The 12,468-nt window shown below is 71.3% G+C and carries 14 protein-coding genes; 6 read left to right on the top strand and 8 right to left on the bottom strand.

Translation table 11 applies throughout. From position 1 onward, the window contains the following. Positions 1-16 precede the first annotated feature (16 nt). Together ACGFYP_RS18915 and ACGFYP_RS18910 are read right to left on the bottom strand one after the other, a co-directional pair. Positions 17-610, bottom strand: coding sequence for a TetR/AcrR family transcriptional regulator (locus tag ACGFYP_RS18915; protein WP_393495054.1), 594 nt, complete (start codon positions 608-610; stop codon positions 17-19). Positions 611-645: 35 nt separating this feature from the next. Next, on the bottom strand, positions 646-1,011 hold the full coding sequence (locus ACGFYP_RS18910; RefSeq protein WP_393494433.1) for a DUF1304 domain-containing protein: 366 nt from the start codon (positions 1,009-1,011) through the stop codon (positions 646-648). 117 nt (positions 1,012-1,128) lie between these two features. Between ACGFYP_RS18910 and ACGFYP_RS18905 the strand changes: the two genes are divergently transcribed. Together ACGFYP_RS18905 and ACGFYP_RS18900 are read left to right on the top strand one after the other, a co-directional pair. Then, complete coding sequence (locus ACGFYP_RS18905) at positions 1,129-1,845, top strand: DUF1707 domain-containing protein (protein WP_361966835.1); 717 nt, start codon at positions 1,129-1,131, stop codon at positions 1,843-1,845. Between the two features lie 291 nt (positions 1,846-2,136). Then, positions 2,137-2,508, top strand: coding sequence for a WhiB family transcriptional regulator (locus ACGFYP_RS18900; protein ID WP_393494429.1), 372 nt, complete (start codon positions 2,137-2,139; stop codon positions 2,506-2,508). A gap of 183 nt (positions 2,509-2,691) precedes the next feature. Here the strand turns inward: ACGFYP_RS18900 and glpX are convergent, their stop codons facing one another. After that, positions 2,692-3,723 (bottom strand): class II fructose-bisphosphatase, encoded by a 1,032-nt coding sequence (glpX, locus tag ACGFYP_RS18895; RefSeq protein ID WP_393494426.1) that lies wholly within the window; start codon positions 3,721-3,723, stop codon positions 2,692-2,694. 117 nt (positions 3,724-3,840) lie between these two features. On the opposite strand from glpX, the gene ACGFYP_RS18890 reads away from it, so the two are divergent. Then, a complete protein-coding gene (locus ACGFYP_RS18890) occupies positions 3,841-4,374 on the top strand; it encodes a DUF4245 domain-containing protein (protein ID WP_393494423.1) in 534 nt (177 codons plus the stop codon). A 105-nt stretch (positions 4,375-4,479) separates the two neighbouring features. Here ACGFYP_RS18890 and ACGFYP_RS18885 read toward each other — a convergent pair whose 3' ends face one another. The 4 genes from ACGFYP_RS18885 to ACGFYP_RS18870 form a co-directional block, all read right to left on the bottom strand. Continuing rightward, a complete protein-coding gene (locus ACGFYP_RS18885) occupies positions 4,480-5,070 on the bottom strand; it encodes a malonic semialdehyde reductase (RefSeq protein WP_393494420.1) in 591 nt (196 codons plus the stop codon). Between the two features lie 284 nt (positions 5,071-5,354). Then, on the bottom strand, positions 5,355-5,603 hold the full coding sequence (locus ACGFYP_RS18880) for an exodeoxyribonuclease VII small subunit (RefSeq protein ID WP_361966846.1): 249 nt from the start codon (positions 5,601-5,603) through the stop codon (positions 5,355-5,357). A 10-nt stretch (positions 5,604-5,613) separates the two neighbouring features. Continuing rightward, positions 5,614-6,834 (bottom strand): exodeoxyribonuclease VII large subunit, encoded by a 1,221-nt coding sequence (gene xseA / locus ACGFYP_RS18875; RefSeq protein WP_393494416.1) that lies wholly within the window; start codon positions 6,832-6,834, stop codon positions 5,614-5,616. Between the two features lie 176 nt (positions 6,835-7,010). Next, complete coding sequence (locus ACGFYP_RS18870; protein ID WP_393494413.1) at positions 7,011-8,357, bottom strand: APC family permease; 1,347 nt, start codon at positions 8,355-8,357, stop codon at positions 7,011-7,013. Between the two features lie 261 nt (positions 8,358-8,618). Here ACGFYP_RS18870 and ACGFYP_RS18865 point away from each other — a divergent pair, with 261 nt between their 5' ends. Both ACGFYP_RS18865 and ppgK read left to right on the top strand, forming a co-directional pair. After that, entirely contained in the window at positions 8,619-9,623 is a 1,005-nt protein-coding gene (locus ACGFYP_RS18865) for a 4-hydroxy-3-methylbut-2-enyl diphosphate reductase (RefSeq protein WP_361966854.1), read from the top strand. Between the two features lie 65 nt (positions 9,624-9,688). Further along, positions 9,689-10,432, top strand: coding sequence for a polyphosphate--glucose phosphotransferase (gene ppgK, locus ACGFYP_RS18860; protein WP_361966856.1), 744 nt, complete (start codon positions 9,689-9,691; stop codon positions 10,430-10,432). Positions 10,433-10,490: 58 nt separating this feature from the next. Here the strand turns inward: ppgK and ACGFYP_RS18855 are convergent, their stop codons facing one another. Then, the gene (locus tag ACGFYP_RS18855) at positions 10,491-11,159 is read right to left on the bottom strand and encodes a DUF6542 domain-containing protein (protein WP_393494409.1); all 669 of its coding nucleotides are present in this window, start codon (positions 11,157-11,159) and stop codon (positions 10,491-10,493) included. Between the two features lie 173 nt (positions 11,160-11,332). Between ACGFYP_RS18855 and ychF the strand changes: the two genes are divergently transcribed. Beyond that, positions 11,333-12,421, top strand: a complete 1,089-nt coding sequence (gene ychF / locus ACGFYP_RS18850; protein WP_393494406.1) for a redox-regulated ATPase YchF — start codon at positions 11,333-11,335, stop codon at positions 12,419-12,421. Positions 12,422-12,468: the final 47 nt, after the last annotated feature.

Raw genomic sequence — 12,468 nt, 5'->3', positions numbered from 1 at the left:
GGCGGGCTTGTGCGCTTCACAGCGGGGTGCGGTGGAGGGCGATCAGCAGGCGCCAGGTGCGGCCGGCGATCTGTTCGGGGGTGGCGTCGATCAGGCCGTGCAGCCAGTCCGCGAGCAGCCCCGCGAAGGCCGCGGCCACCGCAGAGGCGACGAGGCCCGGCTCGGGCGCCCCGGCAAGCTCACGCTCGCGCGCGCTGTACGCGCGCAGCTCCCGGTGGAGCAGCTCGCCGAGCGGACCGCCGCCGCCGGGCCGCAACAGGCTCCGATAGAGCGGCGCGTGCGGGGCGACCTCGGCGAAGAAGGCGGGCAGGGCGGGTGGCGCGGCGTCCGGGGCGGGCGTGCCGCGCCAGGCGTGCAGGGCCTCGACCGCGTCCCGTACGACATCGGCGCAGGCGTCCACGGCGAGGGCCTGGAGGTCGGCGTAGTGCAGGTAGAACGTGGCCCGGCCGATCCCGGCCCTGCGGACGAGCGCGGCGACGCCGACCTCGTCGAGGGGGCGCTCGGCGCACTCCTCCAGAAGGGCGGCGCGCAGCTTGGCACGGGTGCGGGCGGCGCGGGGGTCGGTGGCGCGGGGGTCGGCGGCGCGCTGGGCCGTGGAGTCTGAGGGCAGGGCCGAGGTCGGGGTCGGGGCCGGGGTCGGGCTGGTCACCCCGCCCACAGTACGGCGGCCAGGGCGAGGGCCCCGGGAAGGGCCTGGGCGAGCAGGATCCGGCGGTTGGCGGTGAGCCCGCCGTACACCCCGGCGATCACGACACAGGAGAGGAAGAAGACCTGGACCCGGTATCCGGTGGGGTCGGCGGCGATCAGGCCCCAGACCAGACCGGCGGTCAGGAAGCCGTTGTACAGCCCCTGGTTGGCGGCGAGGGGCGCGGTCGCGCGCGCCATGTCGGCGTCGAAACCGGAGAGTTCGCGGCCCGGGCGACGCTCCCAGAGGAACATCTCCAGGACCAGGATGTAGGCGTGCAGGGCGGCGACAAGGCCGACGGCGACGTTCGCAAGAGTAGTGGACACCTGTCCAGAATACATGGACAGATGTCCAGGAAGTGATGTCCAGGAAGTGTGTCTGGAGTCGCGCCTCTCGGCCGCGCCCCCTAGTCGCGATCTATCGCGTTTCGCTACGCTGGCGTCGTGGACCTCGAAAAGCAGCCTCAGAAGCCGGTCGCCCCCGCCGAGCCCGCCCCCGCTCCGGCCGTTCCCGCCGCCGCTCCGGGGGATTCCCTGCGGGCCTCGGACGCCGACCGGGACCGGATCGCGGACATCCTCAGGGACGCGCTGGCCGAGGGGCGGATCGACGCCGAGGAGCACTCCGATCGGATCGACGCGGTCTACCGCGCCAAGACCGTGGGCGAGTTGGAGCCGATCGTCCGCGACCTGCCCGCCGGGAACCGCCCCCGCCCGGAGCCGGAACCGGCGTACGCGTACGGCCCCGACGACGACACCTCCGGCCCCGCCGACAACCTGATCGCGGTCTTCTCCAGCACGACCCGCAAGGGCCGCTGGCGCGTGGGCCGCAGGACCAACGCCTTCGCGCTCTTCGGCAACATCGAGATCGACCTGACCGAGGCGCTTTTCGCCCAGCGGCTGACCACCATCAACGCCACGTCGATCTTCGGCAACGTGGAGGTCCGCGTTCCGGAGAACATCAGCCTGCGGGGCAACGGCACAGGGATCTTCGGCAACTTCGAGGTCGTGACACTGGAGGCCGCGGACCCGCAGGCCCCGGTGGTCGTGATCAACGGCTACTCGGTCTTCGGCAACGTCGAGGCCAAGCCGAAGCGCGGCAAGTGGATCACGGACCTGCAGAACGTCGTCCAGGACAAGCTGCGCAAGCACCTGGGCCACTGACGCCGGTCGGCGGCGGGCGATGCCCGGGCGGCGCCGGGTGATGCCGGGCGGCGGCGGCGGGCGGCGGCGGGCGGCGGCGGGCGTCAGTGGTCGGTGGCGGGCGGCGGGCGGTGACTCGGCTGCCGAGTCCCCGGTTCGTCAGGTCTCTGACCAGGGGTGACGGAGTGACCGGATTCCGCCCCTGCGGTTCCGAACTCCGGAACTCGGCGGCACCCAGTGCATAGGCGCGCGCACAGCGGGTAGGGCTGCTGCATCGTCTCTCGCTCGCGAAGCCGTCGTCAGGAGTAGACCGTGCTGCATCTGCCGCATCAGCCCCTCCAGGTTGCCGCCGTGCCGTCCCAGCGTGCCCCCGCTCGGGAGGACGAGGCCGGCCCCTGGCACACGGAGGCGGTGTGCCGTCGGGACGAAGCCGGACTGTTCTTCGCCCCCTCCAAGGAGCCGACCGCCTCGCGGCTCGCGCGTGAGGAGGCCGCCAAGCGGGTCTGTGCCCGCTGTCCCGTGATGGTCGAGTGCCGGGAGCACGCGCTGCTCCAGCCGGAGCCGTACGGCGTGTGGGGCGGGCTCACCGCCGCCGAGCGCCGCGTCGTGCTCGCCCGGCGCAGGCGGCGCGAGGTGGAGCTCCAGAAGGCCGCGGCGGCGGACCGGATCGCCGCGGCAGGCTGACCCCCCGAGCGGCGGTTCTCGACGTCGGCCGTACGGAAAGGGGCGCCCCCACCGCACATGGGGGCGCCCCTTCCCGTACAACCGCTGGGACGTTTCTTCGCCCGGCTGCGTCGCCGGACTGCCTTGCCCGGCTACGGCGCCCGGCTACGGCGCCCGGCTACGGCGCCGGGCTGCTTCGGTCGGTCACTTCGCCCGGTCGAAGTCGATCTTGCTGTAGGCGCGCAGCTTCGACAGCCGGTGCTCGGAGTCGATCTGGCGGATCGTGCCGGACTTCGAACGCATCACCAGCGACGAGGTGGTCGCGGTCTCGGAGCGGTAGCGGACGCCGCGCAGCAGCTCGCCGTCCGTGATGCCGGTGGCGACGAAGAACACGTTGTCGCCGCTGACCAGGTCGTTCGTGGAGAGCACGCGGTCCAGGTCGTGCCCCGCGTCGACGGCCTTCTGGCGCTCGGCGTCGTCCTTCGGCCACAGCTTGCCCTGGATGACACCGCCCAGGCACTTGATGGCGCAGGCCGAGATGATGCCCTCGGGCGTACCGCCGATGCCGAGGAGCAGGTCCACGCCGGTGCCCTCGCGGACGGCCATGATCGAACCGGCGACGTCGCCGTCGGTGATGAACTTGATCCGGGCGCCCGTCTCGCGGATCTCCTTGACGATGCCCTCGTGGCGGGGGCGGTCCAGGATGACGACCGTGACGTCCTCGGGGGACATGTTCTTGGCCTTGGCGACGCGGCGGATGTTGACCGAGACGGGCGCGTTGATGTCGACGAAGTCGGCGGCCTCGGGGCCGGTGACCAGCTTGTCCATGTAGAAGACCGCGGACGGGTCGAACATGGTGCCGCGGTCGGCGGCGGCGAGGACGGCGATCGCGTTGGGCATGCCCTTGGCGTTGAGCGTCGTGCCGTCGATCGGGTCCACGGCGATGTCGACCTCGGCGCCGGTGCCGTCGCCGACCCGCTCGCCGTTGAACAGCATCGGGGCTTCGTCCTTCTCGCCCTCGCCGATGACGACGACGCCGTTCATCGAGACGGTGGAGATCAGCGTCCGCATCGCGTTCACCGCGGCGCCGTCCGCACCGATCTTGTCGCCGCGGCCGACCCAGCGGCCGGCGGCCATGGCGGCGGCCTCCGTGACGCGGACCAGCTCGAGGGCGAGGTTGCGGTCGGGGGCCTCGGGGGAGACCTCGAGCTCGGACGGCAGGGAATGCTCGGTCATCGGAGCGCACCTTTCTGTACGGCGACGGCCGGAATAAAGAGGGTGCTGCGACTCTATCGGTACGTCGACAAATTGAGCAGAGGGGCCCACGTATGAGCACAACACCATGATGCGACCATGGGGGGCGTGGCAGGTATGCGAGGCAGGCAGACGGTACGCGGGATGTTCCAGTCCCTCGGGGTGATCTTGGTCGCCGCGGGCGTGATGTATCTCTTCATCCCCCACGACGAGGACGCGGATCCGGTCAAGGCGAAGGACTACCGCGTCGAGCTGGTGACGGCACAGCGGGCGGCGCCCTACGCGGTGCTGGCCCCCGAGGGGCTCGGGGAGGGCTGGAAGGCGACCGTCGTCTCGTACAAGCGCGAGCAGAGCGACGCCTGGCAGCTGGGCTTCCTGGACCCCGACACCCAGTACGTGGCGATCCACCAGTCGACGGCGGAGCCGGAGAAGTTCGTCCCCAAGGTCACGCAGCAGGCCAAGGACTCCGGGAAGACCCAGACGGTCGCCGGTCAGGTCTGGCAGCGCTGGGAGGGGCCGAAGTACGACGCCCTGGTGCGCACGGACGGCGGCGCGACGACGGTCGTGACGGGGACGGCCTCGTTCGAGCGGCTGGCCGAGATGGCGGGCGCGCTGCAGTCGAAGAAGGCGTAGAGACGCGAGCCGTACGTGCGAGAGCCCCCGGACTCCAGGAGTCCGGGGGCTCTCACGTACGCGGGGCGTCGTGCGACGGTCGGTGCGACCGTGTGCGCGACGGGATCAGACGGTGGTGACGACCTCGTCGTAGGCCAGACGCGGGGAGCGCGGGAACCAGGCGTCCTCGCCCGGCTTGCCGATGTTGACGACCATCAGCGGGGTGTGGTCGTCGTCCAGGAACTCCTTCTGGAGGCCGGCGAAGTCGAGACCGGTCATCGGGCCGGCGGCCAGGCCGGCGGCGCGGACGCCGACGATGAAGTACGCGGCCTGGAGGGCGGCGTTGAGCAGGGCCGAACCCTCACGGGCCGGGCGCTCGGCGAAGAACATGTCCTTGGCCTGCGGGAAGTGCGGCAGCAGGTTCGGGAGCTCCTCGTGGAACTCGTTGTCCGCGGAGAGGATCGCGACCAGCGGGGCGGTGGCGGTCTTCGGCTGGTTGCCCTCGGCCATGTGCTTCACCAGGCGCTCACGGGCCTCGGGGGAGCGGACCAGCGTGATGCGCAGCGGGGTCTGGTTGAAGGCGGTCGGCCCGTACTTGACGAGGTCGTAGATCGCCTGGACCTGCTCGTCGGTCACCGGCTCGTCGGTGAAGGTGTTGGCGGTGCGGGCCTCACGGAAAAGGAGGTCCTGGGCGGCGGGGTCAAGAGCGAGGGACATGCTGCGTACCTTCCGGACTGCAGGGGGTTTCAAGCGATGCCCTCACCGTACGACGGTGTTTGGTGAACTTTCAACTAATCCAACCGGATAGTGATCCGGTTCACATCCCTATCGTACGGGACGCGGCGGGGACGCGGTAGGGCACCCCGTGGGGACGCGGTACGGCACCAGGTGGGGACGCGATATGGGACCTGGCGGGGACGCCGTACGGGACAAGGCGCGGGCCCCCGTAGGGGCCCAAGCTGTCGTCGGCGCGCCGGTCCGGTGTCGCTGCGCGCCACTCGCTACTCGGCGTCCGCCGCGGCCTCGTCGGCACGGTCGCCGTCGTCCTCCGGGGCGGACATCGCGGCGTCGAGACGCGCCCGCGCGCCTTCCAGCCAACGCCGGCACACCTTCGCCAATTCCTCTCCACGCTCCCAGAGCGCGAGGGACTCCTCCAGGGTCGTTCCGCCCGTCTCCAGACGCCGAACGACCTCGATCAGCTCGTCGCGTGCCTGCTCGTACCCGAGGGCCTCTTCCGTGGTGGCTGCCATGGGAGCCACCCTATGCGTCGGGTCCGACAACGCGCCGCACCGTGAACTCGCCCGCCACGACCCGCGCCCGCAGCTCCTCGTCCACGGCGACCTCCTCCGGGGACCGGACGACCGACCCGTCCGCCCGCTGGAGGACGGCGTACCCCCGCTCCATCGTCGCGGCCGGCGACAGGGCCCGGACCCGGGCCCGGGTGTGCGACAGCTCCGAGTCGGCCCGGTCGAGCAGATGCCCGAGGGTCCGGCGGCTGCGGGCGAGCAGCGCGTCGAGCTCGTCCTCGCGCTGCTCCACCATCCGCTGCGGATGCTCCATGACCGGCCGCGCGAGTGCGTGCGCGAGCCCGCGCTCCTCCCGGTCGAGCAGCCCGCGCACGGTCCGCAGGGCCCGGTCGCGCAGCGCCTGCACCCGGTCGAGCTCCTCGCCGACGTCCGGTACGACCTTCTTGGCGGCGTCGGTCGGTGTGGAGGCGCGCAGGTCGGCGACGAGGTCGAGGAGTGGCGAGTCCGGTTCGTGGCCGATCGCGGAGACCACCGGCGTACGGCAGTCGGAGACGGCCCGGATCAGCTGCTCGTCCGAGAACGGCAGCAGGTCCTCGACGCTGCCGCCACCCCGGGCCACGATGATCACGTCCACCCCCTCGTGGGCGTCCAGCTCCTTCACGGCCTGGACGACCTGGGGCACGGCCTTCACCCCCTGCACGGCCACGTTCCGCACCTCGAAGCGGACGGCGGGCCAGCGGCGCCGCGCGTTCTCCAGGACGTCCCGCTCGGCGGCGGAGGCACGGCCGCAGACGAGGCCGACGAGCTGGGGGAGGAAGGGCAGCGGCTTCTTGCGGTCGAGCGCGAAGAGCCCCTCGGCGCCGAGGCTCCGCTTGAGCTGCTCCAGGCGGGCGAGGAGCTCTCCGATGCCGACCGGCTTGATCTCCACGGCGCGCAGCGACAGCTGCCCGCGCGGCGCGTACCACTCGGGCTTGGCGTGCACGACGACTCGGGCGCCCTCGGAGACGACGTCGGCGACGGCGTCGAAGACCTGGCGGTAGCAGGTGACGCCGATGGAGATGTCGTACGACGGATCCCGCAGCGTCAGGAACACGACCCCGGCGCCGGGCCGCCGCGACAACTGCGTGATCTGCCCCTCGACCCAGATGGCCCCGAGCCGGTCGATCCACCCCCCGATGAGCCGGGAGACCTCTCCGACGGGCAGCGGCGCTTCGGCGGACGTAGTGAGAGCCATGCGCCGAGCGTAGTGGGACCCACCGACAGGAGGGGCCGACCGGCGGGCGCAGCCTTCCGATCGGGCCTCGGGCCTCCGGCGGGGCCCAGCCCTTCCGGGCGGCCGCGGCCTTCCCACCGGGCCACGGGCCTCAGGCCAAGGCCCTCCCATCCGGCCTCAGGCAGTCCCAGCGGACCTCAGGCCCTTCGGTGGGTAGTCCCCTGTACCGCCAGCACCACCAGCCCGACGCCCAGCCAGATCACGCCCACCAGTTGCGCCGTCACCGACGCCTCGACGATCACCGCGATCAGGATGGCCGCGCCGACGACCGGCATCACCACGTGCCGCAGCCAGTGCGGCGGCCCCTCCATCCGACGTACCGCGAACCACCCCACCACGCTCGCGTGCAGCAGCACGAACGCCGTCAGCGCCCCGACGTCGACCACCGAGACCAGGTGGTCGAGGCCGTCGTCCCGTTGGGCCGCCCACACCGCCGCGACCATCGTCACCGTCGCCGCGAGCAGCAGCGCCACCCTCGGCACCCCCGAGTCCGTACGGGCGAGCAGCCCCGGCAGCCGCCGCTCCCGCCCCATGGCGAAGAGCAGCCGCGCGGCCGCCGCCTGCCCTGCGAGCGCGGCGAAGGCGGCCCCGATCGCCTTCGACACCGCCACCAGGTCGTGCAGCCAGGTCCCCACCGACACGTCCACCGCGTCGTAGAAGGCGGACCCCTGCTTCCCCGGGTCCGCCGCCAGCTCCGCCGACGACAGCGGTTCGAGGAGCGCCACGAGATACGTCTGGGCCACGAACAGGACACCCGCGAGCGCCAGACAGAACAGCACCGCCCGCGCCACCTTCTCCGAGCCCCCGGTGACCTCCTCCGCGAACGAGGCGATCGCGTCGAAACCGAGGTACGAGAGCACGGCCACCGACACCGCGCCCACCACGGCCGCCGTCGAGAACGTCCCGTCACCGGCGAGCGGCGACCACCAGTCGCGCCGCGCCCCGTCCTGGACGAGGGAGACCACCGCCGACACGACGAAGATCAGCAGCACCACGATCTCCATGGCGAGCACCGCGAAGCCGACGCGGGCCGCCGCCCGCACGCCCCAGAGATTGAGCAGGGTCGTCACGACCACCGCGATCGCCGTCCACACCCACCGGTCCACCTCCGGAACCAGCGCCTCCATGGCGATGCCGGCGAAGAGGTACGCCACGGCCGGGATGAGGAGGTAGTCGAGCATCGCCATCCACCCGGCGACGAACCCCGGCCCTTCCCCGAGCCCTTTGCGGGCGTACGTGAAGACGGAGCCGGCGAGCGGGGCGACCCGCACCATCTGCGCGTAACTGAAGGCCGTGAACGCCATCGCGACCGTGGCCACCACGTACACCAGTGCCACCGCGCCGTGCGACTTCGCGTCGAGGGTGCCGTAGACACCGACGGGGGCCATGGGCGCGATGAAGAGCAGCCCGTAGACGACTAGGTCGCGGAACCCCAGGGTCCGCCGCAGTCCGGTGTGCGATGCCACCTGTGCTTCCTCGGCCATGGGGCCCAGTCTCGGCCACGGCGCCGATCACAGGCCGTACCGACGCGGCCGTACGGGCCGCCACCGCACGGCGGCCGCGCCGATCACGGGTGGTACCGACGCGGCCGTACGGGCCGCCACCGCACGGCGGCCGCGCCGATCACGGGTGGTACCGACGCGGCCGTACGGGCCCCACGCACGCGGCCGAGCCGATCACGGTTCGCACCGGCGCGGGTCGTACCGACGCGGCCGTCGCAGGCCGTCACCGCACGCGGCCTTACGATGGGACGCATGACTGCGACGCCCGCGACCAACCGCCCGAAGCGTGTCCTCCTCGCCGCTCCCCGCGGCTACTGCGCGGGTGTGGACCGTGCCGTGATCGCCGTGGAGAAGGCCCTGGAGCAGTACGGCGCGCCGATCTACGTGCGCCACGAGATCGTGCACAACAAGTACGTCGTCCAGACCCTGGAGCGGAAGGGCGCGATCTTCGTCGACCAGGCGACCGAGGTGCCGGCCGGCAACATCGTGATGTTCTCCGCGCACGGCGTCGCCCCGACCGTGCACGAGGAGGCCCGGCAGGGTCGTCTCAAGACCATCGACGCGACCTGTCCGCTGGTCACCAAGGTGCACAAGGAAGCGGTCCGGTTCGCCAACGAGGACTTCGACATCCTCCTGATCGGTCACGAGGGCCACGAGGAGGTCATCGGCACCTCCGGCGAGGCCCCGGACCACATCCAGCTGGTCGACGGCCCCGAGGACGTGGCCAAGGTCGAGGTCCGCGACCCGTCGAGGGTCGTCTGGCTCTCGCAGACCACGCTCTCGGTGGACGAGACGATGGAGACGGTGGACGCGCTGAAGGAGAAGTTCCCGCAGCTGATCTCCCCGCCGTCCGACGACATCTGCTACGCCACGCAGAACCGGCAGCTGGCCATCAAGGAGCTCGCCGGCCAGGCCGAGCTGGTGATCGTCGTCGGCTCGAAGAACTCCTCGAACTCGATCCGCATGGTCGAGGTCGCCAAGCAGGCCGGCGTCCCGGCCGCGTACCTGGTCGACTTCGCGAGCGAGATCGACGAGGCCTGGCTGGAGGGCGTCACCTCGGTCGGCCTGTCGTCGGGCGCGTCGGTCCCGGACATCCTGGTGCAGGAGGTCCTGGAGTGGCTCTCCGAGCGGGGCTACGTGGACGTGGAGATCGTCAAGACGGCCGACGAGTCGCTGACGTTCTCGCTCCCGAAGGAGCTCCGGAACAAGGACCTGCGCGCCGAGGCCGCGGAGCTGGTCAAGGAGTAGCAGCCTCCTTCGGGGAGCGGCTGTTCAAGGAGTAACTCCGCACACAAGCCCTTACCGTGGGTTCCATGAACGTCTTCGGAGTGGACATCGGCGGTTCGGGCATCAAGGGCGCTCCCGTGGATCTGGAGCGCGGCGAGCTCGCCGAGCCCCGCCACAAGGTACTGACCCCGCATCCCGCCACCCCCGACGGTGTGGCGGGATGCGTCGTCGAGGTCGTGGAGAACTTCGGCTGGTCGGGCCCGGTGGGCGTCACCTTCCCGGGTGTGGTCACGGGCTCGACGATCCGGACGGCGGCCAATGTCGACAAGGGCTGGATCGACGTCGACGCGGGCAAGCTGCTGAGCGACCGGCTGGGCGGCCTCGCGGTGACGATCCTGAACGACGCGGACGCGGCCGGGATCGCCGAGATGACCTTCGGGGCGGGCCGGGGCCGTAAGGGCACGGTGATCCTGCTGACGCTCGGTACGGGCATCGGTTCGGCGCTCTTCGTGGACGGCCGGCTCGTGCCGAACACGGAGCTGGGCCACCTGGAGCTGAAGGGCCACGACGCGGAGAAGCGGGCGTCGACGAAGGCCAAGGAGGACGAGGACCTCAGCTGGGAGCACTGGGCGACGCGGCGCCTGCAGAAGTACCTGGCGCACGTGGAGATGCTGTTCTCACCGGAGCTGTTCATCATCGGCGGGGGAGTGAGCCGGAAGGCGGACAAGTTCCTGCCGCTGATCGAGGGCATCAGGGCGGAGATCGTACCGGCGGAGCTGGAGAACAACGCGGGGATCGTGGGCGCGGCGATGGCGGCGGCGCGGGGGTAGGCGGGGCGCGGGGACAGCCGGGGGCGGGTCCGTTCTACGGTTCTACGGTTCTACGGTTCTACGGAGCGACCCGCCTAACAGCCTGGGGCGCACCCTTCGCCCCCGAGCCGTTCTTGGCGGCACGAGCGGCGGCGCGCTGGCGGCGCCCCATGTCGCGTACCTTCCGGACGCTGGTGATGAGCCCGGCGACGAGGGTGCCGCCGTACAGCCACCCGGCCTGTACGGCGAGGGCGGTGACGACGGCCATGGCCTGTCCGCCGAAGCCGCCGGCGCCGCCGGAGATGGGTACGACGCCGACGGCGAAGGCGATGGGCACGCTGATCGGGGCCGTGACGAGGTCGGCGGTGCGGACCCAGAGCGCGGTCAGGGCGCTGACCGGCAGGAACAGCAGCCCGTAGACGATCGGGGAGCCGTCGAGGAGCAGCCGGTCGAGGAGGCCGAGGACCAGCATGGTGGCGGAGGCGAAGAGCCCGGCGCCGAGGCCGGTGAGCCGGGGGTTGGGAAACCGCCGGAGGGCGAGGACGAAGGGCGCCACGGGGGGCGCGGGCCGTCGTACGGGAACGGTGACGGGCACGGGCCCGGAGGGCGTGGCCCGCTCGACGCGGCCGCGGCCCGGGCGGGCGGCGACGCGATAGACGGCGGCGCCCTCGACGAGCGCGCCGGGCGGCGTGAGGGGGGTTTGCGGCCGCCGGCGGCCTTGAGGCTGACTTGTCCTGTGCTGCTCCACTACACCAACGTAGGTCGGGAGGGGGTGGGGGAGCGGCCCAGGACACGCCCTTTGGGTGACCTTGCCGTCGAGAACGGCCGAAGGTCGGCGTCACAGGCCGGTTCGGACCCCCCGTAAACTGGGGGATCGGCCCACCCACCGCACCCCCATCCGTACTCCAGAAGGTCGCCACCGTGTCGCTCACGATCGGAATCGTCGGTCTGCCGAATGTCGGCAAGTCGACCCTGTTCAACGCCCTGACCAAGAACGACGTCCTGGCGGCCAACTACCCGTTCGCCACGATCGAGCCGAACGTCGGCGTCGTCGGTGTCCCCGACCCCCGTCTGACGAAGCTGGCGGAGATCTTCAGCTCGCAGCGCGTGCTGCCGGCGACGGTCGACTTCGTGGACATCGCGGGCATCGTCCGCGGCGCGAGCGAGGGTGAGGGCCTGGGCAACAAGTTCCTGGCGAACATCCGTGAGTCGGACGCGATCTGCCAGGTCATCCGTGCCTTCAAGGACGAGAATGTCGTGCACGTCGACGGCAAGGTCTCGCCGAAGGACGACATCGAGACGATCAACACCGAGCTGATCCTCGCGGACCTCCAGACGATCGAGAAGGTCCTCCCGCGCCTGGCGAAGGAGGCCCGGATCAAGAAGGACGTGGCCCCGAAGGTCGCGGCGGTCGAGGCGGCGAAGGAGATCCTGGAGCGCGGCGACCCGCTCTTCTCGCAGGGCATCCTGCAGGGCTCGGACAAGGCGGAGCTCCTCCACGACCTGCACCTGCTGACCACGAAGCCGTTCCTCTACGTCTTCAACGTGGACGAGGACGAGCTGACGGACGACTCGTTCAAGGACGAGCAGCGCGCGCTGGTGGCCCCGGCGGAGGCGATCTTCCTCAACGCCAAGCTGGAGCAGGACCTCGCCGAGCTGGACGAGGAGGACGCCATGGAGCTCCTCCAGTCCGTCGGCGCGGAGGAGCCGGGCCTGGCGACCCTCGCCCGCGTGGGCTTCGACACCCTGGGCCTCCAGACCTACCTGACGGCCGGCCCGAAGGAATCCCGCGCCTGGACGATCAAGAAGGGCGCGACGGCCCCGGAGGCGGCCGGCGTGATCCACACGGACTTCCAGAAGGGCTTCATCAAGGCCGAGGTCATCTCCTTCGCCGACCTCGTCGAAACCGGCTCGGTGGCCGAAGCCCGCGCGGCGGGCAAGGCCCGCATGGAGGGCAAGGAGTACGTGATGCAGGACGGCGACGTGGTGGAGTTCCGCTTCAACGTCTGATTGAACGTGGACAAACGGCCTGACCTGCGAGAAAGCAGGTCAGGCCG

It is taken from the genome of Streptomyces sp. NPDC048370, assembly GCF_043200825.1.
In the GTDB taxonomy this organism is placed as follows: Bacteria; Actinomycetota; Actinomycetes; order Streptomycetales; family Streptomycetaceae; genus Streptomyces.
Note: the sequence above shows the minus strand (reverse complement) of the source record. Positions and strands in the feature narration are given on the sequence as shown.

What these genes read in the sequence shown, in the direction of transcription:
- ACGFYP_RS18885 (WP_393494420.1), bottom strand. Translation starts at nt 5,070, where the DNA reads ATGTCCCTCGCTCTTGACCCCGCCGCCCAGGACCTCCTTTTCCGTGAG.
- ACGFYP_RS18880 (WP_361966846.1), bottom strand. Translation starts at nt 5,603, where the DNA reads ATGGCAGCCACCACGGAAGAGGCCCTCGGGTACGAGCAGGCACGCGAC.
- glpX (WP_393494426.1), bottom strand. Translation starts at nt 3,723, where the DNA reads ATGACCGAGCATTCCCTGCCGTCCGAGCTCGAGGTCTCCCCCGAGGCC.
- xseA (WP_393494416.1), bottom strand. Translation starts at nt 6,834, where the DNA reads ATGGCTCTCACTACGTCCGCCGAAGCGCCGCTGCCCGTCGGAGAGGTC.
- ACGFYP_RS18890 (WP_393494423.1), top strand. Translation starts at nt 3,841, where the DNA reads ATGGGGGGCGTGGCAGGTATGCGAGGCAGGCAGACGGTACGCGGGATG.
- ACGFYP_RS18865 (WP_361966854.1), top strand. Translation starts at nt 8,619, where the DNA reads ATGGGACGCATGACTGCGACGCCCGCGACCAACCGCCCGAAGCGTGTC.
- ppgK (WP_361966856.1), top strand. Translation starts at nt 9,689, where the DNA reads ATGAACGTCTTCGGAGTGGACATCGGCGGTTCGGGCATCAAGGGCGCT.
- ACGFYP_RS18870 (WP_393494413.1), bottom strand. Translation starts at nt 8,357, where the DNA reads ATGGCCGAGGAAGCACAGGTGGCATCGCACACCGGACTGCGGCGGACC.